This is a genomic window from Pseudoalteromonas sp. SG43-3 (assembly GCF_014164385.1).
Classification (GTDB): Bacteria; Pseudomonadota; Gammaproteobacteria; order Enterobacterales; family Alteromonadaceae; genus Pseudoalteromonas; species Pseudoalteromonas distincta.
The window spans coordinates 129,232-151,627 of the sequence record NZ_JACJFC010000008.1 but is presented as its reverse complement, the minus strand read 5'-3'; the positions used below and the strand labels follow the sequence as shown (position 1 = coordinate 151,627).

Here is a 22,396-nt window from a genome sequence, read left to right as displayed (position 1 = left end):
TTCTTAATGGTGCGTTTTATTATTATCTTCTAGTTCTTCTATTTGGTGTTGAATAATCTCTATTGCAGGATCGTCCGGACACTCATCTACAAAAAACTGTAAATCATCACGTGCCATTTTAGGGCAACCGAGCTGATTTAATAAGTAACCTCTGTCGCGTCTCTCATACGGGTCGTCGCCTATTAACTCCATTAGCATCTCTACACAGGTTAAAGCATGACCAAATTTATTTTCGCTAATGAAAGACCATTTTTGCTGAGCTAAAAATAACTTATATACTTCGTCATCAAAAATCAGTTCTAGTGGCTCTTGCTCTTGACCATCATCTTCATCTGCGTTTTCAGGGATAATATACCAACTTTGTTGTCCACTGCTTGGCTCTATTATGTAGCCTTCTTCATCACTAATCGCCACATGTACACCAACATCACCTTGGGTAAGACTAAGGTTCGCGTCACAGTTAGCTTGTTGTAAAAAATGACAAAGTATAATTGCCAGTGTTGTAGGTGAACCACTGCGCATAGAAAGCGTATAGCTTAATGTATTTAATTTATATTCAGGCACTTTTAAACCTGATGCACTAAATAGCCAATCACTGTAAAACATATCTAATAATTTTTCGAGGCGATCGTGCTCATCACTCACTTTTAAACACAGCGCTGAAATTTGCTGTTCAAAGTCAGTTAAAGTTTCATAACATGGTGTTAAATCTATCTGAGGGTCCCACTTTGACTCTGCTTTAATACAGCGGTAAATCGCTGGAGGTGTAAATTCATCGTAAGCATCATCAAGATAAGATTCATCGTGTTCGTCAAACCCGAGGGTAGTCATTAATACTGCAACATTTTAGAAAACGAAGGCGTAGTTTACCTAACTTTAAAGCTATATACCAATATAGAGGTGTATTTGAATATTTTCTGAGAGGGAGTTGTATTTGAGCTTTACAAAACAACTATAAAGCTCAAATAGTCAGATATTACTTAAAGCAAAAAAGCTGATTTAGACGTCGCTAAATAACCTATCGCTAAAATAACAGCGGTATTAACTAAAACGTAAGCAACTTTAGCCGTCATTTTAGTTTGTCTGGCGCTTTTAGCCCCAATACCGATGTATATAACCACTAAAACTATTTTTTCTAATAGCCAATATTGTTCAAACGGATTAATTTTGGCCATAAATATAAGCGTAAGTGCAGACACTAATAACAAAGTATCTATACTGTGACTACCAATCATTACCGCTTTATTTTTTGCTAATTTACCACTGCCCATTCGCGAAAAAGCGCGAACATAAAATAATATTACACTTAACATCGCAATTGCCATGTGCGAGTGCTTTACTGCTAAATAATCCATATGCCCCTGTACTTCTGTTTTATAAAAATTTAATCAGGAAAACGGCTAAGAACCGCCTCTAACTCATCAAGCTTTTCGTTAAATACTTCAACCATTTTTGGTTCAAAATGTGTGCCTTTTTCAGCATTAATTTCATCAACCACATTTTGTAATGTCCAAGGCTCTTTATAACACCGTTTATGGCGAAGTGCATCGTATACATCAGCAAGTGCGACTATGCGACCAAATACATTAATTGCGTTTCCGCTTAGACCTTGTGGGTAACCAGACCCATCCCATTTTTCATGATGCTCTTTTGCAATAATTGCACCTGTACTCACAATTTCATGGGGAGAGTCTTTTAAAATAGTATAGCCTTTATCAGTATGGGTTTTCATCACTTCCCATTCTTGAGGTTCTAACTTTGCTGGTTTGTTTAAAATCGCATCAGGAATACCCACTTTACCTACATCATGAAGAGGAGACGCCAACCTTACTAAATCTGCATCATGTTTAGATAAACCATAGCCCTCAGCTAAAATATGACAAATATGTGCTACACGTTTAACATGATTACCTGTCTCGGTTGAGCGCTGCTCTACTGCTTCACTTAACCTATAAACAAGCTCTTGTTGTGTCGCTTCTATTTCAGACTGAAGCTGCACATTTTCAAAGGCAAGTTGCACATTTTGAGAAAATATTTTGATTAAATGACGCTGAGTATCCGTTAAATCCTTTGGGACACCTGATATGAACAGCATTGAATTATGATTGTACTCACTACTGCAGTACGCAAATAAGTAATTATCTTTATAAATGATACTTTTATCATTAAGCGCCTGATGACACGCACTTAACTGCTCAGCTTGTAATACCTCATCAAGCTCTTTACCTTCACTTTTTTCAAAATCGCCAGTGCCAGAGCAAACTATTAGTTTTTTATTTTTTTCATGTTCTGGGTTTTGTGCAACTAAAGTGGTGGCATACATAGCTTGATCAGCAATACCCAATAAAGATGTTAATTGCTGCATAACGCCTTCAATAAAGTGCTCTATTGAATGCGCAGAAAAAATATCACGAGACGCTATAATTATTTTCTCAAGCCCTTCGCGTGACTGCTCAATCGAAATAATATCCCGATACGAGCGTAGGCTCGACATAATAACAGTAAATAATTTTTGAGCCGTTAGCTCCGTTTTCGATTTGTAATCGTTAATATCATAATTAATAATGACTTGACGTTCAGGTGCCTGGCCAGGTTGGCCTGTTCTTAAAATAATCCGTATATGATTATTTTTAGCTTCTTCACGAATAAACTTAGCAACCTGCAAACCAGCGTCGTCGGTTTCCATTACCACGTCAAGTAGCACAATAGCGGCATCTGGATGCTCTTTTATGAGCTCTTTCGCTTCAGCACCTGAGTAAGCACTAATAAACTCTAAGCGTTTATTTTGAAATTCAAAATCACTCAGTGCTAGTTTTGTAACAGCATGAACTTCAGGTTCATCATCAACGATTAATACTTTCCAGGTACCGTGTTCAATCTCATCGATTGTTTCTTCTGGTTCATCTGAAAATAAAAAATCACCCATCATAGTCGAAATTCCTTCATGGCATTATTTAACGCACTAGTAGGCAATTATTATTCTCTAGGGCCACAGTGCAAGTGTTACACGGTCATTGTTACCAAGGTCTTTCACTGTTTTAATATTAACAAACGCCATTTTTTCAAAAAAATGACGAACAGCTTCACCTTGCTCAAAACCGTGTTCTATTAAAAGATAGCCATTAGATGACAAATAGTCACGTGATTGTGTAATTATTTGTTTAATATCAGACATTCCGCAATCATCAGCCACTAATGCCGATAAAGGCTCAAAGCGCACATCACCCTGATTTAAATGTATATCACTACTTTCTATATAAGGAGGGTTAGTGACAATTAAATTGAATTTTTCGCCATGCAACTCACTAAACCAGTTACTTTGTTTAACATGTACATTATTAATCGCTAATCGCTGCTGGTTACGTGTAGCAAGTGCAACTGCATCGCTTACTCTATCTACTGCCGTAATTTGCCAATTAGGCATTTCACTACCCAGTGCCAACGCTATTGCACCAGTACCAGTGCCTAAATCAAGCACCTTTGCTGTAGCGGGTAGCGCTATTTCAAGTGCTTGCTCGACTAATGTTTCAGTATCTGGTCGAGGTATTAGGGTCGTTGCGTTAACTTCAAGCGATAAGCTCCAAAATTCACGCAGCCCAGTTATATGGGCTACGGGCTCACCTTTTAAACGTCTTTGGATAAATACATTAAACTGCGATTGTTGCTCATCACTAAGCGCATGTTCTGGCCAAGTAAAAAGGTAACTGCGAGGTTTTTGAAGTATATGTAAAAGTAAAACTTGTGCATCTAATTTAGCACTTTCGCTGCTAAGTGCTAATAAGTCAGCACCTGCAGCAATTGCTTGTTCAAGAGTGTGAGCCACAATTACTCGTCGCCCATGGCCGCAAGTAAGTCAGCTTGATGCTCTTGCATTAATGGGTCAATAATCGCACTTAAATCACCGGCTACCACTTCGTTTAAACGATAAAGTGTTAAGTTAATACGGTGATCGGTAATACGACCTTGCGGGTAGTTATAAGTACGAATACGCTCAGAACGATCGCCACTACCTACCAAGTCACGACGTTCAGAGGCTTCTGCCGCATGTCGTTTTTCATCTTCAGCTTGTTGCAGTCGAGCTGCAAGTACTGACATCGCTTTAGCGCGGTTTTTATGCTGCGAACGCTGATCCTGACACTCAACCACAACACCGGTAGGTATATGTGTAAGTCGAATAGCAGAATCAGTTTTATTTACGTGCTGACCACCTGCGCCTGATGCACGAAATGTATCAACTTTTAAATCTGCTGTATTAATTTGTATCGCTTCTGCTTCTGGTACTTCTGCCATAACCGCAACAGTACACGCTGAGGTATGAACACGACCTTGTGATTCAGTCTCTGGTACACGTTGTACGCGATGTACGCCTGATTCAAACTTTAATTGACCGTAAACGCCTTCGCCACTGATATTTGCAATAACTTCTTTGTAACCGCCATGCTCACCTTCATTGGTGCTTACAACTTCTACTTTCCATTTTTTATTTTCTGCGTAGCGGCTGTACATACGAAATAAGTCACCAGCAAAAATAGCCGCTTCATCGCCGCCCGTCCCTGCACGTACTTCAACAAACACGTTGTTGTTATCTCGCGGATCTTTTGGCAACATTAATACTTGAATTTGATCTTCAATCACTAGTATTTGTGCTTTTGCTTCTTTATATTCTTCTTGCGCCATTTCACGCATTTCAGGGTCAGAATCTTTAAGCATTTCTTCTGCACTGGCTAAATCGTCTTGCGTTTCTTTATAGTTTAAAAACGTTTTTACAATCTCTTCAAGCTCAGAATACTCTTTTGAAAGCGCACGAAAACGGTTTTGATCACTAATGACCGACGGGTCGCTTAGCAGCGCTTGTACTTCTTCGTAACGCTCTACTAAGGTTTCTAATTTATTATAAACAGACTCTTTCATTTAACGGTTATTCCTGATCAATACCTAACATTTTTTTCAATTGGTTTAGCTGCGCCACTTCACCTTTTTTCGCTGCATCTTGTATTGCACGGGTAGGCGCGTGCATTAAGCGATTGGTTAATTTATTGGCGAGCTCTAATATAATTTTTTCTGCATCTTTACCTGTATTGAGCTGACTAACAGCACGCTCTACAAGTTCAGACTTAATTGTTTGTACATCGTTTCGATAATGGCGGATTAAATCTACCGAATCGAGTGAACGCATCCACATTGCAAATTCTTTGGTGCGTTCAGTAATAATTATTTGCGCTTGCTGTGCAGCTTGCTCGCGCGCTGCCATATTCTCGCTTACAATGGTTTGTAAGTCATCAACGGAATATAAATAGGCAGCATCTAGCTCCCCAACTTGGCTTTCTATATCACGCGGAACCGCTATATCTATAAATAGCATAGGTTTGTGACGTCGCTGCTTTAGCGCCTGCTCAACCACCCCTTTACCAATAATAGGCAAAGTGCTGGCTGTAGAACTAATCACTATATCGGCTTTATGCAAACGCTCAGGCAATTGCGCCAAAGCAATCACATCTGCCGACACTTCATCAGCTAAGTTACGAGCTCGCTCAATAGTTCTATTTGCAACAGTGATATTTTGAGGCTCATTTTGGTATAAATGTTTAGCAACCAATTCAATGGTTTCACCTGCGCCAATTAATAACACATTGGTCTTATCAAGCTTGCCATAAATATGCTTTGCCAAGTTAACTGCAGCAAACGCTACCGATACAGCACTTGCGCCAATATCGGTTTCAGTTCTAACTTGTTTCGCTACTGAAAATGTTTTTTGAAACAACCTATCAAACGTAACACCTACTGCATCGTGGTTTTTAGCACTAAAAAACGATTGTTTTATTTGCCCCAAAATTTGCGGTTCGCCTAACACCAAAGAATCCAACCCACACGCCACGCGCATTAAGTGATTAATAGCATCGTTATCTTCGTAGCAATAAGTGTTTTTGCTCAGTTCATGTTCATCCAAACCATGGAAACTGGCAAGCCAGCTCAACAGTGTTTGGGAATTTTGCTGAGCGAGGCTACAATAGATCTCGGTTCGATTGCAGGTAGACACAATAACCGCTTCATTAAAGTCGGCATGGCCACTTAATTGTTGCAACGCCTCTGAAATTTGCTCAGGCGAAAAAGCCACTTTTTCACGTAATTCTACGGATGCGGTTTTGTGATTTATACCTAGTGCTATTATGGTCATATTTGCCAAATATTGCTGAGCCCTACTTCAAAGGCGGTAATTTTACCAAAAATCAGCGGAATATGGAAAGTAAGGAACAACATTTGATTCGACAATATTTGATTTTATTCATGTTTTTTTTGTTTTTAGGTGGCTGTGCTCATCAAATTGATACAAAAACAACACTTTATGATGATTGGAAACCACGTTTAGCTGCTCAAAAAACTTGGCAAGTAGAAGGTAAACTTGCATTTATTAGCCCAGAAGAGCGTCAATCTGCAAACTTAAATTGGCAGCAAACAACAAATTCCAATAATTTAATACTGACTACTTTTATTGGTACTCGTATTTTGTCGCTTAAACAAACAGCTAACGGTGCTGAATTAGAGTTTGACGGTGAACAATACTTTGATACTAACGCTGCAGAGCTTTTAAAACGATTAACGGGTTTTACACTACCGGTTGATAATGCCGATAACTGGCTTAAAGGCACTATTGACGATGAAAGTTTAATTGTTGATGAGCTTGGGCGTGCAAAGCAAGTATTATGGTTTGATAATACAGGCAAAAAATGGCAAATAGATTATGGCACCTATGTACAAAACGCAGGTTACTGGTTACCTACTAAACTGACGTTAAAGCACCAACAAATAAAAATTAAAATTCAACTATACGATTGGCAGTTTAAATAAGTATGAATAACAAAACCTCTTTTTCACTTATAGCTCCGGCAAAACTCAATTTATTTTTACATATTAATGCTCGCCGAGAAGATGGCTATCATGAACTTGAAACCTTATTTACTTTTTTAAATTTTGGTGATGAGCTGCATTTTGAGTTAACAACAGATGGGAGTATTTCTGTCGGTGGTGATACTAAAGATATCCCTCTAAATGATAATCTCATCTATAAAGCGGCTTTATTATTACAAACACACTGTAAAACCTCTTTGGGTGTAAAAATAAATTTAATTAAGCGCTTGCCGATGGGGGGCGGTGTTGGAGGAGGTTCATCTGACGCAGCGAGTACTTTATTAGCCCTAAATAAGTTATGGAAATTGGCACTAAATTTAGAAACACTAGCACAATTGGGGCTCAAGTTAGGGGCAGATGTTCCGGTGTTCATACAAGGTCAAAGCGCCATAGCGCACGGTATTGGTGAAAAACTACACCACGTAACACTTGAACAAAAATGGTACTGCGTTGTACACCCTAACCAACATGTAAGTACCGCAAAAATATTTACACATCCAGATTTAAAACGCGACACACCAAAAATAATAGGCGACTGGAAACACCATACTTTGACCAACGATTGTGAGCCTTTAGTTAAAAAGCTTTGCCCCGAGGTTGAAAAAACCCTCCAGTGGTTGCTAAAATACGCACCGTCGAAGATGACCGGAACAGGTTCATGTTGTTTTGTCGAATTTGCTAGCCAAGTTCAAGCACAAGATGTACTTGAAAATCTCCCCCATACTTGGCAGGGTTTTGTGGCTTCAAGCGCAAATGTCTCACCTGCTCATACGGAGTTAACCGCCATATTCGATCAATGAAGTAACGTACAAGTAATCATAAGTTAACCCGCAGTGAAATTTATCATTGCCCGTTAGTCCAAATATTCAGTGCCTGAGGAACCCTACCGTGCCTGACATGAAGCTCTTCGCTGGTAACGCAACACCTGAGTTAGCTCAAAAAGTTGCAAAACGTTTATATATTGAATTAGGCGATGCTGTTGTTGGCCGTTTTAGCGACGGTGAGATCAGTGTTCAAATAAATGAAAATGTTCGTGGCTCGGACGTTTTTATCTTGCAATCAACCTGTGCCCCTACAAACGATAACCTGATGGAACTTATCGTTATGGTTGATGCTCTACGTCGTGCATCTGCAGGTCGTATTACTGCCGTCATTCCTTATTTTGGTTATGCGCGCCAAGACCGTCGTGTACGTTCTGCTCGTGTTCCAATTACCGCTAAAGTTGTTGCAGATTTCTTATCAAGTGTTGGTGTTGACCGTGTTCTTACGGTTGATTTACACGCTGAACAAATCCAAGGCTTCTTTGATGTACCTGTAGATAACGTATTTGGCAGCCCTGTATTACTTGAAGATATGAAAGAACGCGACTTTGAAGACGTCGTTGTTGTATCTCCAGATATTGGTGGTGTTGTACGTGCTCGTGCAATTGCAAAACTACTAAACGATACCGATTTAGCAATCATTGATAAACGTCGCCCTCAAGCAAATGTTTCTCAAGTAATGCACATTATTGGTGACGTTGAAGGTCGTGATTGTATTATCGTAGATGATATGATTGATACCGGTGGTACATTGTGTAAAGCCGCAGAAGCACTTAAAGAACATGGCGCTAAGCGTGTATTTGCATACGCAACACACCCTATCCTTTCAGGTAAAGCAGCCGAAAACTTACGTGACTCAATGATTGATGAAGTAATTGTAACTGACTCAATTCCGCTATCTGATGAGCTTAAAGCCCTTGATAAAGTTAAGGTACTTACGCTTGCTGACATGTTAGCAGAGACTATTCGTCGTATTAGTAACGAAGAATCTATCTCAGCGATGTTTGAACACTAAAATTAAACATTCCTGAATATAAAAGCGCCTTTTGGCGCTTTTTTTGTAAGCGATGTTTATTTTATCTGGGCGTGGTGGTATGATAGCGCGCCTTTTGGCTAGGGACCTTGGTCGCAAAGGCCCTACACATTTAAATAACTGGAGACATCATGTCTAACAAAACTTATACGTATAACGCTGAACTTCGCGTAGAAACTGGTACTGGTGCGAGCCGCCGCCTACGTCGCGAAGACAAAGTTCCTGCAATCCTTTACGGAGCTGATAAAGAAGCTTTATCTCTTACTTTTGCTCATAAAGATATGATCAAAGCTCAAGAAGACGAAGGTTTCTACACGCATATCCTTACGCTTAACGTTGATGGCGAAGCTGTTGAAGTAATCTTAAAAGATATCCAACGTCACCCATTCAAGCCTAAGCTTACTCACCTTGATTTCCAACGTGTAGATGCTACTCATAAATTTCAAACTAAAGTTCCTCTACACTTCATCGGTGAAGAGATTGTAACTAAAGCTGGCGCAACTGTTGTTCACCAGTTAACTGAAGTTGAAATTACGTGTCTTCCAAAAGCACTTCCAGAATTCATTGAAGTAGATGTTTCTAAGTTTGTTGTTGGCGATTCAGTTCATATCTCTGACCTAACTTTCCCTAAAGGCGTTAGCTCTGTAGATTTAGCTAAAGGCGAAGGCCATGATCAGTCTATCCTGACTATCAAAGCAAACAAAGCAGCTCCAGTTGAAGACGACGCTGCAGCAGCAGAATAATATTTAAGGTCTCGCAACCTTGAATTCTATTCAAATGCTTGTGGGCCTGGCTAATCCAGGCCCCGAATACGCAAACACACGCCACAATGCAGGTGCTTGGTTCATCGAGCAAATCGCTGCACGCTATAACTGCACTCTAAAACACGATCCTAAATATCACGGCCTTACAGGCAAAGTGATCATTCAAGGCCAAGAATTCAAATTATTGATCCCCACTACTTACATGAATTTAAGTGGTAAAGCGGTCAGTAGTTTAGCTAATTTTTTCAAAATCCCTGTCGAGGACATTTTAGTTGCCCATGACGAATTGGATTTAGACCCAGGCGTTGCCAAATTAAAAAAAGGTGGCGGGCATGGCGGTCATAATGGTTTAAAAGACATTATTGCAAAAATGGCAAATCAAAAAGACTTTATGCGCTTGCGCATTGGTGTAGGTCATCCGGGGCATCGTGAAATGGTAACTGGTTGGGTGCTTGGAAAAGCGGCCAAAGAAGACCAAGAAAAAATGGATGCTGCTGTTGATGAAGCAGTTCGTTGCATGGAAATACTTGCAAAAGATGGTGTGTTAAAAGCACAAAACAGACTACATTCGTTTAAACCCTAGTAACTTGGGTCCAAGTACACCGTTTAAACGAATTCTAAACAAGGTATCTTACTATGGGTTTTAAATGTGGCATCGTTGGCTTGCCTAACGTAGGTAAATCAACGCTTTTCAATGCACTAACTAAAGCGGGTATTGAAGCCGCTAACTTTCCTTTTTGTACCATTGAGCCTAATACAGGTGTGGTACCTGTGCCAGATCCTCGTCTAGACGAACTTGCTAAAATTGTTAATCCTCAACGAGTTCTTACCACTAGTATGGAATTTGTAGACATTGCTGGCTTGGTAAAGGGCGCATCTAAAGGTGAAGGCCTTGGTAACCAGTTTTTAGCTAACATTCGTGAAACCGATGCAATTGGCCACGTAGTTCGCTGTTTTGAAGATGAAAACATCATACACGTAGCAGGCACTATTGACCCTGCTGACGATATTGACGTAATCAACACTGAGTTAGTACTTGCTGATATGGATAGCGCTGAAAAAGCCCTTTTCCGTAACGCAAAAAAAGCAAAAGGTGGTGATAAAGACGCCAAAGAGCAAAATGCCGTACTTGAAAAAGTAAAAGTGCATCTTGATGAAGGCTTAACTTTACGCGCTTTAGCATTAACTAAAGAAGAAAAAGCAGCAATCAGCTCTATCAACTTCTTAACTATTAAACCAACTATGTATATTGCAAACGTTGCTGAAGATGGTTTTGAAAATAATCCATACCTTGACCGTGTACGCGCTATTGCTGCAGCAGAAGATGCGATTGTTGTTCCTGTATGTGCTGCTATCGAATCTGAGCTTTCAGAATTAGATGACGAAGACAAGCTTGAGTTTATGGCTGATCTTGGCTTAGAAGAGCCCGGACTTAATCTTGTTATTCGTGGTGGTTATGAATTACTACAATTACAAACTTATTTCACTGCGGGTGTTAAAGAAGTGCGTGCATGGACAATCCCTGTAGGTGCAACAGCGCCACAAGCAGCGGGTAAAATCCATACCGACTTCGAGCGTGGCTTTATTCGTGCGCAAACGATTGCTTTTGACGACTTTGTTGCCTTTAAAGGTGAAAGCGGCGCAAAAGAAGCAGGTAAGATGCGTCAAGAAGGTAAAGAGTACATTGTTAAAGACGGCGATGTAATGAACTTCTTGTTCAACGTATAAGTCAAATGAAACCAAGTTAGTATTGGTAATAATTTTAAAGGCTCGTTTTTACGAGCCTTTTTTGTACCTCCAACGTTATAAACTTATAAAATTGATTTAGCCCCAACCTAAATGCCTACGTTTAATTTAAAAAAACACACTGCGCAGAAGATCAAACCTCAATAATAAGTACCTCTTAAACAAATTAATGTTAAGATTTAACCAGAGCGTAATAATTTGTCGAATAATCAAACAGCTTCAAACTATTGGTTTTTGCTTTTTTTATTTAGCGACAAATTTTGTATGTGAATTGCACTCAAAAAATCATCATTTTTATTAAAATTTAGCCGCTTAGCTTAATTTTCCTGCAAACAAACACAGTTAAATGTTTTTTTGCAAAAAAGGTGTTGACGAATTTGGGTCATATCAGCATAATACGCCCCGCACTCAGCGATGAAGTGCTAACAAAAAAAGATGGCTAAGTAGCTCAGCTGGTTAGAGCACATCACTCATAATGATGGGGTCACAGGTTCAAATCCCGTCTTAGCCACCATATTTTTTGTTGCTCAATGAAGAGTTTAAAATAACTACCTTGTGTGCGGGAGTGGCGGAATTGGTAGACGCGCTGGATTTAGGTTCCAGTATCTTAGGATGTGAGAGTTCAAGTCTCTCCTTCCGCACCATAATTCTTGATAAGAATTAAAACTATCAATTGTTATTGTTGGGATATCGCCAAGCGGTAAGGCACCAGGTTTTGATCCTGGCATTCCCAGGTTCAAATCCTGGTATCCCAGCCAACAATGGCTAAGTAGCTCAGCTGGTTAGAGCACATCACTCATAATGATGGGGTCACAGGTTCAAATCCCGTCTTAGCCACCATTTCTCTTTTTAGAAGTGGCTCTGCAAGAGTTAAATTGCACTCAATGAAGAGTCTAAAATAGCTACCTGTGTTTTATAACACAAACGATGCGGGAGTGGCGGAATTGGTAGACGCGCTGGATTTAGGTTCCAGTAACTTCGGTTGTGAGAGTTCAAGTCTCTCTTTCCGCACCATGTTCTTGATACGAACTAAAAATATCAATTAATTCTTTGTTGGGATATCGCCAAGCGGTAAGGCACCAGGTTTTGATCCTGGCATTCCCAGGTTCAAATCCTGGTATCCCAGCCAACTTCTTCTACCAAGGAAAGTTGGATAAAAGAATGACTCTTGCTTAGAGTTTAAATGAGCAAATTAGTGATGCGGGAGTGGCGGAATTGGTAGACGCGCTGGATTTAGGTTCCAGTATCTTAGGATGTGAGAGTTCAAGTCTCTCCTTCCGCACCATGTTCTGATAAGAACTAAAATTATAAAAGAATTCTTTGTTGGGATATCGCCAAGCGGTAAGGCACCAGGTTTTGATCCTGGCATTCCCAGGTTCAAATCCTGGTATCCCAGCCAACTTCTTCTACCAAGGAAAGTTGAATAAAAGAATGACTCTAGCTTAGAGGTTAAATGAGCACATTAGTGATGCGGGAGTGGCGGAATTGGTAGACGCGCTGGATTTAGGTTCCAGTATCTTAGGATGTGAGAGTTCAAGTCTCTCCTTCCGCACCATGTTCTTATTAAGAACTAAAATTAATATCAAATTTATAGTTGGGATATCGCCAAGCGGTAAGGCACCAGGTTTTGATCCTGGCATTCCCAGGTTCAAATCCTGGTATCCCAGCCAATTTGACTTCCTTCTCTAAAACTTCTCAATATTCATTAAATTCAGCTTACTTTTTCTGTACTTAAATATACATTTATAAATTCGTCTATATTTATTGGTTTGCTATATAAATACCCTTGTAAATAATCACAGTTCATACTCAATAGCGCTTGCTCTACTTCTTTGGTTTCTATTCCTTCAGCTACTACATCGCAATTTAATCGGCTCGCCAAAAACAACGTAGATTCTACAATAGCGTAATCAGGCGGATTAATGAGCATGTCTTTGATAAACGATTGATCTATTTTTATTTGGTTTATGGGCAACTCCCTTAATAACGACAGTGACGAAAACCCCGTACCAAAATCATCAACACTAAATTTAAATCCACGCATACTTAACTGCTGCATCATTTTTCTTGCTGCGGGTATGTTTGTCATCATTGCCCCTTCTGTAATTTCAAATATTAGTGAATCACTTAAAGTCGGGTCAGTAGTAAGTAAGCTAATTATAAATTCGTAAAACTCGCTGCTTTCAATATCTTTCGTTGATAAGTTGACATGAATAGTACCGGTAAACCCAAAGAGTTTAAGTTTTCTAATATGGTTAACTGCTTCTTGTACAACCCATTTCGATAAAACAAAAATAAGCCCTGTACGCTCAGCTACACTTATAAACTTTTCAGGACTAATAAAGCTACCATCAGCTTGCGGCCATCGGATCAGCGCTTCTAGGCCATGCAATTGAATATCTTTGGAGTTCATTATTGGTTGTAAATAAAGCTCGAACTCACCTTTGTGTAACGCGGCTTTAATTTTGACTGATAAATCAAAAAAGTCCTCAGCTCGTTTACCTATTTCAGATGAGTAATTTACTAAAGGTTGAAATGTCTTTTTTGCTTCATGCAGTGCCAAGTTGGCTTTTTTTAGTAACTGGTCGGGTAATCGGCTATCATCTGGGAAACGGCTTACGCCTATACTTAATTGTATTTTAACCATTTGCTCATGTGTACAAAACGGAGCTTTAACGGCTGAGTTTATAATATTTACACAGTGAGCCATGCTTTCATCAGTATCGGTATTCAGTAAAAACGCAAACTCATCCCCCCCTATTCGATATAACTTAGCAATGCCACATAGTTCTTTGCTTAACTTATTAGCAAAAGCAGCCAGTAGTTGATCACCACATTGATGACCAAACGCATCATTAATTTGTTTAAAATTATTTAAATCAATATAAAATAATGCAAATGAAGAAGGGTAATCGACTTGTTTACTCAAGGATTTAAAAAAGTTATTGCGGTTGGGTAAAGTTGTTAAGTTATCGTGCTCAGTTTGATATTTTTGATACTGCGTTGCTTGCTCTATTTTAAGGATGCTTTTCAAACTCAGTTTGACAACTAAGAAAACAAACCCTGCACCACCAAATAATATTGTGGCAACTGCATTTCTTATTATTGGTGCCGTATCGTAATTTGAAAAGTAATAAAGTATCCACCAATACCCTAAAATAAAACAGACAATAGCGCATAACAGTACACTCCACGCTCTTTGCGATGTTTTTTTACAAACTTTAAAGGTTGTTTTTAAGCTAGCAACTAGCAGTAGCGCACCTAAAATAATTATTACTGAAAAAAAATTATCCACACATAGGCTCTTTAAAATTATTAAATTGCGGTTTAGTGATATAACCCTAGTCAAATTAAAATTTTATTTAATATAACTGGGTCACTATTTGTCCACTTAAAAACAGACATAAAAAAAGGCTCATAAATGAGCCTTTTTAATCTCTACTTTAAATTTAGCCTAAATCACCGCTAATTGCGTATTTTAAAACCCAGTTTTTTATAGGGCCTGTATTATTAGCCATTTTTAAAAACTGGCTACGTGCCCATTTAAGTGGCGCAACTTGGTTAGAAAAGCCAAAGTAACAGGCATCCATCATGCTCATCATTAATAAATTAGCCTTACGGCGAGCTCGCTCATATTCTTTAAGCGTTAACGGGCGCCCTATATCCCCTGCATTGTCTAAAACTTCAGCAAGTGCCACTACATCCTGAAAACCTAAATTTACACCCTGCCCTGCAAGCGGATTTATTGTATGTGCAGCGTCACCGACTAAAACCAAGCGCCCTTGTGAATAGTTGTTAGCATGTTGGCGAGTAAGCGGAAATATTGCATGAGTTTGTACTTCAAAGTCTCCAGCAAGTTCAGGAAATTTATTAAGTATGTGCATTTTTAGCTCAGCTGGGTTTAGCCCTTTAAATGCTTGCAGTGTATTTGCATCATCGTACCAAATTAAATTAGCGTATGGTGCATGCATTGGCAAAAATGCGAGTGGCCCACTTGGCGTAAACTGCTGCCATGTTTTTATTTGTTGCGGCGCATCGAGTTTAATTAATACCCCCATGCAATGCTGCTGATACTGCCAGCCGGTAATTCCTATATTAGCTTTAGCACGCAGCTGCGATTGTCCGCCATCGGCTGCAATCACTAAATCAGCGGTATAGGTTTGAGCTCCATACACAAGCGTAATTAAATCATCCGTTTGCTCTATTTTAGTAATAGGTGTGGCTTGCTCAATAACCTCAATTTTATAATGATCAAATTGCTGCCATAAACTTGCTTGAATTAAACTATTTTCAATTAAGTGGCCTAAATGCGTGGTGTTTATATCGGCGCAGTCAAACAATAAATTATCACCACCGCGCTCAAATGCCTCTAATTGTTGATAAGGCGCTATGCGGTTTTGCCTTAAAAGCGGCATTGCTCCTAATTCATCAAGTAAATTTTCTGAAAAACGATTAATAGCCGACACTCTAATATCAACCTTATCACTACTAAGAATCTGTGATGGGTCTATTAGGTGTTTTTCGATTATGCGTACGCCAAAGCCCTGTTGAGCAAGCTTTATCGCCATAGCCGCGCCAACCATGCCACCGCCAACTACTATCACATTATTTTTAGTCATGTTTTTCATCATTTTATTATTACTTGAGTCTGTTTTGATTGTATCAAAATTAATTTGTTTTATACCAGAGGATATCCCTAACCGCTGATTAAACTCGCCTCGTATTGATTTGAGATCACAAACATGAAAACTATACTTGGATCTGGACGGGTATCCAGCTAAAATACGCCTCCTTTAAGAGAGCATGCTTGCTCCTTAATCCTGTTTCAAGCACATTTTTGTGCCACTATCGAATTGAACACGAGGCTATATTTCAATGAGCAAAAAGCTGCATATTAAAACCTGGGGTTGTCAGATGAACGAATACGACTCTCAGAAAATGGCTGAACTTTTAGATGCCACCAACGGCTACCAGCTAACTGAAGATGCAACAGATGCCGACGTAATCTTACTTAACACCTGTTCAATTCGTGAAAAAGCACAAGAAAAAGTATTTCACCAATTAGGTCGCTGGAAGTTATTAAAAGACGACAAGCCAGATTTAATCATTGGTGTAGGTGGTTGTGTTGCCTCACAAGAAGGTGACTCTATTCGCCAACGTGCGCCATTTGTAGATGTTATTTTTGGTCCGCAAACGCTACACCGTTTACCAGAAATGATTAAACAAGTGCAAGGCGACAAAGGCTCATCGGTTGTTGATATTTCATTCCCAGAGATTGAAAAATTTGACCGTCTGCCAGAGCCAAAAGCAGATGGCCCATCTGCTTTCGTATCAATTATGGAAGGCTGTTCTAAGTACTGTACTTTTTGTGTTGTACCTTATACTCGCGGTGAAGAAGTTAGTCGCCCAGTAGATGACGTACTACTTGAAGTTGCACAACTTGCAGAGCAAGGCGTACGTGAAGTAAATCTTTTAGGTCAAAACGTAAACGCATACCGCGGTGATACGCACGATGGTGAAATTTGTTACTTTTCTGATTTAATTCGTCTTATTGCAGCTATTGATGGTATTGACCGTATTCGTTACACCACATCGCACCCGGTAGAATTTACCCCAGATATAATCGACGTTTACGCCGATGTGCCAGAGCTTGTAGATCACTTACATTTACCAGTACAAAGTGGTTCAGACCGTATATTAAACCTAATGAAACGTGGCCATACGGCAATTGAATACAAATCGACAATTCGTAAGTTACGTAAAATTCGTCCTAACTTAAGCATGTCGTCAGATTTCATTATTGGTTTTCCAGGCGAAAGCAAAGAAGACTTTGAAGCAACCATGAAGCTTATTAGCGACATAGGTTTTGATATGAGCTTTAGCTTTATTTACAGCGCACGCCCAGGTACGCCAGCGGCAGATTTGCCGGATGACGTAACAGAGCAAGAGAAAAAAGAGCGCTTATACTTACTACAAAACCGTATTACACAAATGGCGCAGCAAATTAGTCGTCAAATGTTCGATACAGAGCAACGTATACTTGTTGAAGGTCCTTCTAAGAAGAACCCTATGGAATTACGTGGCCGTACAGAAAACAACCGTGTAGTAAACTTTGTTGGCCCGCACACAGTGATCGGACAGTTTGTTGATGTACGTATTACCGAAGCACTACCTAACTCTTTACGTGGTGACTTAATTCGTACAGAATCAAAAATGAACTTACGACGTGAAGTAGCTCCTTCAGCTATTTTAACTAAAGCTGCAGCTGCAGAGCCAAAACCAGACACTGTTAACGAAATTGGCGTAGCTACTTTCGTTCCTTAGTCACACAATTAGCGCCAGTTAACGCTGGCGCAGTACTATAGGAAGCAATTTTGAGTAATCAGTTAAAAACATTAGAGATTTATTTAGAACCTGCCGATAACAAACGCCTTTCTTCTTTATGTGGCCCGTTTGACGAAAACATCAAACAAATTGAACGCCACCTGGCTGTTGAAATAATTCACCGTGACAACTTTTTTAAAGTAACCGGTAAACTACACAACTGCGCCGGCGCTGTAGAAATCTTAAAAAACCTTTATGTTGATACTCAGCCTGTTCGTGGTGTTTTAGGCGAAATAGAACCCGACGCCGTTCATTTAGCTATTACCGAATCAAAAGCCTTAGAGCAAGATGCATCCAGCAGCGCTTATGGCAAAGAAATGGTTATTAAAACCCGCCGTGGTGTTATTAAACCACGTAACGACAACCAAGGTGTTTATGTGGCAAATATTTTAAACCACGACATTACCTTTGGTATTGGCCCTGCAGGTACTGGTAAAACTTACCTTGCAGTTGCAGCCGCCGTCGACGCTCTTGAGCGCCAAGAAATACGCCGTATATTACTAACGCGCCCTGCTGTAGAAGCTGGCGAAAAGCTTGGCTTTTTACCTGGCGATTTAAGTCAAAAAATAGACCCATACCTGCGCCCTCTTTACGATGCTCTTTTTGAAATGCTAGGTTTTGAAAAAGTAGAAAAGCTCATCGAAAAAAATATCATCGAAGTCGCACCGCTTGCTTACATGCGCGGACGTACTTTAAACGATGCCTTTATTATTTTAGATGAAAGCCAAAATACCACCGCCGAGCAAATGAAAATGTTTTTAACCCGTATAGGGTTTAACTCAAAAGCGGTGATTACAGGCGATATTACACAGGTCGATTTACCTCGTGGCACACGCTCAGGCCTTCGCCATGCAATTGAAGTGCTTGATGGCGTAAACGAAATTAGCTTTAACTACTTCAAAGCCCACGACGTAGTACGTCACCCTGTTGTAGCACGCATAGTTGAAGCCTACGAGCGAAACGACGAAAGCGAGCGACTTAAGCGCATTGAAAAGCAAAATGCAAAAGACGCACTCGCTGCTCTTCAACAGCCTACTACTAAAGAGTAATACTTTGACAACCGAACTTGATTTACAAATAGCCTGTGAGTTTGACAACCTCCCAAGCGAGGAACAATTTGCACTATGGGCCGACAAAGCCCTTAGCCAATACCGTGACGAGTCCGAACTCAGTATCGTTATTAGCGACGAAGCGCAATCGCAACAACTTAATAACGACTATCGCGGTAAAAATAAACCGACCAACGTACTGTCGTTCGAATTTGAAGCACCACCAGGCATAGATATTCCTTTGGTTGGTGATTTAATTATTTGCCCAGCCATTGTATTAGCTGAAGCAATTGAGCAAGAGAAGTCATTTCATGACCACTTTGCTCACATGGTTATTCACGGATGCTTGCATTTGCTTGGATTTGACCATATAAAGAGTGAAGACGCTTTAGAGATGGAAAGCATCGAAAAGCAAATACTTGCAGAGCTAAACATAGCAGACCCATACCGGGACGATATTTAAATTAACGGAGCAATTAGACGCAATGAGCGACGGTAACTCGCAATCTAGCCAGGGTTCTTCTGGCAAAACGTGGTTGGGCAGAATAGCCCAAATGTTGCAAGGGGAACCCCAGAATAGAGAAGAGCTGGTCGAAGTTATTGCCGATGCGCAAGAACGAGACGTAATCGATCCAGAAACAAAAGAGATGATAGAAGGTGTGCTTGGCGTGTCTGAGCTTAAAGTGCGAGACATAATGGTTCCGCGCTCACAAATGATCACTCTTGAGATTGACAGCCCGCTTGAAGAACTAATTCCAATGATGGTTGACTCAACTCACTCACGTTTTCCAGTGGTGATTGAAGACAAAGATCATGTAGAAGGTTTTTTACTCGCTAAAGATTTATTGCCACTGATCTTAAATAAAGACGAGCATTTACCATCAATACGCGATTATTTACGCCCAGCAATGGTAGTACCTGAAAGCAAACGTGTTGATACATTGCTAAACGAATTCCGTCAGCAACGCTACCATATGGCTGTTGTTATTGACGAATACGGCGGCGTATCGGGCTTAGTAACGATTGAAGATATTCTTGAAATAATTGTTGGCGAAATCGAAGATGAGCACGACGAAGAAGAAGAACATCAAGATATTCGTCAACTTGCTAAACATGTCCACGTAGTGCAAGCACTCACTCCTGTAGATGACTTTAACGAGCATTTTAAAACAGGCTACAGCACAGACGAAGCCGATACTATTGGCGGAACTGTACTGCACGCATTTGGCCATATGCCAAGCCGTGGTGAAACGATTGACATAGAAGGTTACCAATTTAAAGTAACCAACGCCGACAATCGTCGTATTTTGCAACTGCAAGTCACCGTTCCTAAGGCTGATGATAACGACAGTGAAGAAACTGCTAACTAGACTTACCCTATTAGCAAAAGATAAAAAAGCATGGCTCGCACTCGTTGCGGGCCTTGTTTTAACTTTTGGCTATGCCCCTTTTGAAATTTGGCCCATCGTATTTATTAGCCTTGGCGCCATAATTTTTTGCATTAATCCCAATAATAACGGTAAAGCACACGCAAAAACCGCCGCTAAATATGGCTTTATATTTGGCCTAGGCTGGTTTGGTGCAGGTATAAGCTGGGTACATGTTTCTATTGCCACCTTTGGCGGTATGCCGCTTATAGCGTCGCTCTCGTTAATGGCTTTTTTGTGCGCCTACTTAGCATTATTTCCCGCACTTGCCTTTTGGGCAACTACACGCTTTGCTAGTGGCCCTAAAAGCTTTGGCGCATTACTAATTGCCTGCTTTGCAATTAGTGAGTATTTACGTGGCACCGTACTTACCGGTTTCCCGTGGTTAAGCTTTGGCTACACACAAACCGACGGACCTTTAAGGCTGCTCGCCCCTTATATTGGCGAGTTTGGCTTAACTCTTACCTGTGTCGCTATTGGCTTTGCACTATATAGACTTACCCAAAAAGATTTTAAAACCCCGGCGGTTACTGCGACAGCTGTTGCGCTTATTTTTACAGGTGCAAATACCACAGGCAGCATTCATTACACAGATAAAAACATGTCAGTATTGCTGGTACAAGGCAACATACAGCAACATCTGCGCTTTGAGCCAAGTGAGTTTTGGACCACAATGAGCAAATACCAAGACATGACACGTCCACATTGGGATGCCGACTTAATAGTATGGCCAGAAGCCGCAGTGCCTGAAATAGAAATGCTTGCCGATTCCTACCTAGCCAATTTAGACAGTGCCGCCTCGTTTAATAAAACCGCCCTTGTAACCGGTATTGTTGACTACCAGCGAGACACCAAAAATATATTCAACACACTTATTGTGGTCGGTAATAAAGAACGTGGCGACGAGCATGGGCATTACCATTACCTTGATAAAAACCGCTATCAAAAACACCAGCTACTACCTATTGGCGAATTTGTACCATTTCAAGACTTTTTGCGCCCTATTGCCCCATTATTCGATTTACCTATGTCATCGTTTACCCGTGGCGACAAAGTGCAAAACAACTTACGCGCCAATGGCTATAACTTACTCCCTGCTATTTGCTACGAAATTGTTTTTGCCGATTTAGTACGCGGTAATTACAAAAGCGACTCAGACCTACTTTTTACAGTAAGTAACGATGCCTGGTTTGGTGACTCTATTGGGCCATTGCAACACATGCAAATAGCCCGCATGCGCGCGCTCGAACTACAACGCCCTCTTGTGCGCGTTACCAACAATGGGGTAAGCGCCGTATACGACCCTATAAGCCACACACAACAAACCATGCCTCAGTTTGAAGCTACCATATTGAAAGCCAAAATTAAGCTTATAAAAGGCGACAGCGTGTACAGCCAGTACGGCAATGTGTTTGTGTGGGGATTTGTGTTGTTGATGGGAGTTGTTGGGTTTGGGGTTAGGTTGAGAAAGTGAATTAAAATTAATAGCTGTCGGTGGACAGCTATTTAAAAAAGTGTTTATTGTTGGGTTTCGCTTCGCTCTACCCAACATACGCAAATTTACTTTTTAATCTAGCCTATGCTAAAAATATAGCGAATGCCTCGTTCTATTTTTAATACTTGATGCTGTTCAACATCAGGCCTAAACAATTTAATTCAATTATAAATGATGATTTGATTCTCACAAACAAACTCACCCCCTAAGTTGCATGCTTTAGCGCAATATATTGAGTCTAAAGTGCCTAACGGTCTTAACTTTATTGGTATACAGTTTTATTTTACTCCCCTGTGGGAATTCAATTATGTACGCATCAAATTTAAAAAGGGCTAACATTCGACACAATAATATTTTATCGTAACTTGACGCGCCCACAGCCAGCTAAATAACTTACTTTGTATAAAATCTCATGTAAAAATAGTAACTAGAAGTTTGACTCCTACTTTTAATTTATATTTAAAAAAAGAACCTACTGGTTATTTCTGTATTTCTTCAAATACTTTAATGCTTGAGCACAGTTATATTGTGCACTTTTGTAGGTTAAAAGCATTTCGTAAGCCAGCATACTACCAGGTGAGTTATTACAAATATCATTTAAACGCATCAGCTCTTTATTTAAAACTTGTGTAATCTGGTCATTTGAATACTTTTGAAGAGCCATATCAATTGCACTTATAGTTAAATTCAAAGATGAGTCCCTATTTGATGAAAAGGGATTCGATGTTACTTTTACACATTTTAAAATTTCTTTATTATCACTATTCACCG

Annotated in this window: 20 protein-coding genes and 10 tRNA genes; 21 read left to right on the top strand and 9 right to left on the bottom strand. The window is 40.0% G+C overall.

Features of this window, described 5'->3' with window-relative positions:
* Positions 1 to 3: 3 nt before the first annotated feature.
* From H5157_RS09625 to hemA, 6 genes are all read right to left on the bottom strand, one after another.
* Positions 4 to 831 carry a tetratricopeptide repeat protein gene (locus tag H5157_RS09625; protein WP_002958558.1) on the bottom strand — a complete coding sequence of 276 codons (828 nt, stop codon included), beginning with the start codon at positions 829 to 831 and terminating at the stop codon, positions 4 to 6.
* Between the two features lie 149 nt (positions 832 to 980).
* Complete coding sequence (locus tag H5157_RS09620; RefSeq protein WP_007583965.1) at positions 981 to 1,355, bottom strand: SirB2 family protein; 375 nt, start codon at positions 1,353 to 1,355, stop codon at positions 981 to 983.
* Between the two features lie 29 nt (positions 1,356 to 1,384).
* On the bottom strand, positions 1,385 to 2,929 hold the full coding sequence (locus tag H5157_RS09615; protein WP_024595292.1) for a response regulator: 1,545 nt from the start codon (positions 2,927 to 2,929) through the stop codon (positions 1,385 to 1,387).
* A gap of 54 nt (positions 2,930 to 2,983) precedes the next feature.
* Positions 2,984 to 3,823 carry a peptide chain release factor N(5)-glutamine methyltransferase gene (gene prmC / locus H5157_RS09610; RefSeq protein ID WP_154903383.1) on the bottom strand — a complete coding sequence of 280 codons (840 nt, stop codon included), beginning with the start codon at positions 3,821 to 3,823 and terminating at the stop codon, positions 2,984 to 2,986.
* Positions 3,824 to 3,825: 2 nt separating this feature from the next.
* Complete coding sequence (gene prfA, locus H5157_RS09605; protein WP_002958554.1) at positions 3,826 to 4,911, bottom strand: peptide chain release factor 1; 1,086 nt, start codon at positions 4,909 to 4,911, stop codon at positions 3,826 to 3,828.
* A 7-nt stretch (positions 4,912 to 4,918) separates the two neighbouring features.
* A complete protein-coding gene (gene hemA / locus H5157_RS09600) occupies positions 4,919 to 6,175 on the bottom strand; it encodes a glutamyl-tRNA reductase (protein WP_024594740.1) in 1,257 nt (418 codons plus the stop codon).
* An 83-nt stretch (positions 6,176 to 6,258) separates the two neighbouring features.
* Between hemA and lolB the strand changes: the two genes are divergently transcribed.
* The 16 genes from lolB to H5157_RS09520 all read left to right on the top strand — a co-directional run bounded on the left by lolB (position 6,259) and on the right by H5157_RS09520 (position 12,940).
* Complete coding sequence (gene lolB, locus H5157_RS09595; protein WP_033020640.1) at positions 6,259 to 6,846, top strand: lipoprotein insertase outer membrane protein LolB; 588 nt, start codon at positions 6,259 to 6,261, stop codon at positions 6,844 to 6,846.
* Positions 6,847 to 6,848: 2 nt separating this feature from the next.
* Positions 6,849 to 7,706 (top strand): 4-(cytidine 5'-diphospho)-2-C-methyl-D-erythritol kinase, encoded by an 858-nt coding sequence (gene ispE, locus H5157_RS09590; RefSeq protein WP_154903382.1) that lies wholly within the window; start codon positions 6,849 to 6,851, stop codon positions 7,704 to 7,706.
* A gap of 88 nt (positions 7,707 to 7,794) precedes the next feature.
* Positions 7,795 to 8,742: a ribose-phosphate pyrophosphokinase gene (locus H5157_RS09585; protein WP_002958550.1), complete on the top strand. Its 948-nt coding sequence runs from the start codon at positions 7,795 to 7,797 to the stop codon at positions 8,740 to 8,742.
* Positions 8,743 to 8,891: 149 nt separating this feature from the next.
* Positions 8,892 to 9,503, top strand: a complete 612-nt coding sequence (locus H5157_RS09580) for a 50S ribosomal protein L25/general stress protein Ctc (protein WP_002958549.1) — start codon at positions 8,892 to 8,894, stop codon at positions 9,501 to 9,503.
* 19 nt (positions 9,504 to 9,522) lie between these two features.
* Positions 9,523 to 10,107, top strand: a complete 585-nt coding sequence (pth, locus tag H5157_RS09575; protein WP_002958548.1) for an aminoacyl-tRNA hydrolase — start codon at positions 9,523 to 9,525, stop codon at positions 10,105 to 10,107.
* A 53-nt stretch (positions 10,108 to 10,160) separates the two neighbouring features.
* A complete protein-coding gene (gene ychF / locus H5157_RS09570; RefSeq protein WP_002958547.1) occupies positions 10,161 to 11,252 on the top strand; it encodes a redox-regulated ATPase YchF in 1,092 nt (363 codons plus the stop codon).
* A gap of 455 nt (positions 11,253 to 11,707) precedes the next feature.
* Positions 11,708 to 11,784 (top strand) — tRNA-Met (locus H5157_RS09565).
* 45 nt (positions 11,785 to 11,829) lie between these two features.
* Positions 11,830 to 11,914 (top strand) — tRNA-Leu (locus tag H5157_RS09560).
* A gap of 39 nt (positions 11,915 to 11,953) precedes the next feature.
* Positions 11,954 to 12,028 (top strand) — tRNA-Gln (locus H5157_RS09555).
* Positions 12,029 to 12,033: 5 nt separating this feature from the next.
* Positions 12,034 to 12,110 (top strand) — tRNA-Met (locus tag H5157_RS09550).
* Positions 12,111 to 12,199: 89 nt separating this feature from the next.
* Positions 12,200 to 12,284, top strand: a tRNA-Leu gene (locus H5157_RS09545).
* A 40-nt stretch (positions 12,285 to 12,324) separates the two neighbouring features.
* A tRNA-Gln gene (locus tag H5157_RS09540) sits at positions 12,325 to 12,399 on the top strand.
* A gap of 71 nt (positions 12,400 to 12,470) precedes the next feature.
* Positions 12,471 to 12,555: transfer RNA gene (locus H5157_RS09535), tRNA-Leu, on the top strand.
* Positions 12,556 to 12,594: 39 nt separating this feature from the next.
* Positions 12,595 to 12,669: transfer RNA gene (locus tag H5157_RS09530), tRNA-Gln, on the top strand.
* Between the two features lie 71 nt (positions 12,670 to 12,740).
* Positions 12,741 to 12,825, top strand: a tRNA-Leu gene (locus H5157_RS09525).
* 40 nt (positions 12,826 to 12,865) lie between these two features.
* Positions 12,866 to 12,940 (top strand) — tRNA-Gln (locus H5157_RS09520).
* Between the two features lie 41 nt (positions 12,941 to 12,981).
* Here H5157_RS09520 and H5157_RS09515 read toward each other — a convergent pair.
* Entirely contained in the window at positions 12,982 to 14,565 is a 1,584-nt protein-coding gene (locus H5157_RS09515) for a bifunctional diguanylate cyclase/phosphodiesterase (RefSeq protein ID WP_002958546.1), read from the bottom strand.
* A 154-nt stretch (positions 14,566 to 14,719) separates the two neighbouring features.
* On the bottom strand, positions 14,720 to 15,889 hold the full coding sequence (locus H5157_RS09510) for an FAD-dependent monooxygenase (protein ID WP_259397927.1): 1,170 nt from the start codon (positions 15,887 to 15,889) through the stop codon (positions 14,720 to 14,722).
* A gap of 256 nt (positions 15,890 to 16,145) precedes the next feature.
* Between H5157_RS09510 and miaB the strand changes: the two genes are divergently transcribed.
* Genes miaB through lnt form a run of 5 tightly spaced genes read left to right on the top strand, consistent with a single transcriptional unit; the run spans position 16,146 to position 21,604 of the window.
* Positions 16,146 to 17,594, top strand: coding sequence for a tRNA (N6-isopentenyl adenosine(37)-C2)-methylthiotransferase MiaB (gene miaB, locus H5157_RS09505; protein WP_182724588.1), 1,449 nt, complete (start codon positions 16,146 to 16,148; stop codon positions 17,592 to 17,594).
* Between the two features lie 50 nt (positions 17,595 to 17,644).
* Positions 17,645 to 18,703 (top strand): PhoH family protein, encoded by a 1,059-nt coding sequence (locus H5157_RS09500; RefSeq protein ID WP_002958543.1) that lies wholly within the window; start codon positions 17,645 to 17,647, stop codon positions 18,701 to 18,703.
* A 4-nt stretch (positions 18,704 to 18,707) separates the two neighbouring features.
* Complete coding sequence (gene ybeY, locus H5157_RS09495; protein WP_182671337.1) at positions 18,708 to 19,166, top strand: rRNA maturation RNase YbeY; 459 nt, start codon at positions 18,708 to 18,710, stop codon at positions 19,164 to 19,166.
* A gap of 22 nt (positions 19,167 to 19,188) precedes the next feature.
* Entirely contained in the window at positions 19,189 to 20,073 is an 885-nt protein-coding gene (gene corC / locus H5157_RS09490; protein WP_002958541.1) for a CNNM family magnesium/cobalt transport protein CorC, read from the top strand.
* A complete protein-coding gene (gene lnt, locus H5157_RS09485; protein ID WP_182724587.1) occupies positions 20,054 to 21,604 on the top strand; it encodes an apolipoprotein N-acyltransferase in 1,551 nt (516 codons plus the stop codon). Before corC ends, lnt begins: the two co-directional genes overlap by 20 nt.
* A gap of 493 nt (positions 21,605 to 22,097) precedes the next feature.
* Here the strand turns inward: lnt and H5157_RS09480 are convergent, their stop codons facing one another.
* Positions 22,098 to 22,394 carry a hypothetical protein gene (locus H5157_RS09480; protein WP_139015391.1) on the bottom strand — a complete coding sequence of 99 codons (297 nt, stop codon included), beginning with the start codon at positions 22,392 to 22,394 and terminating at the stop codon, positions 22,098 to 22,100.
* Positions 22,395 to 22,396: the final 2 nt, after the last annotated feature.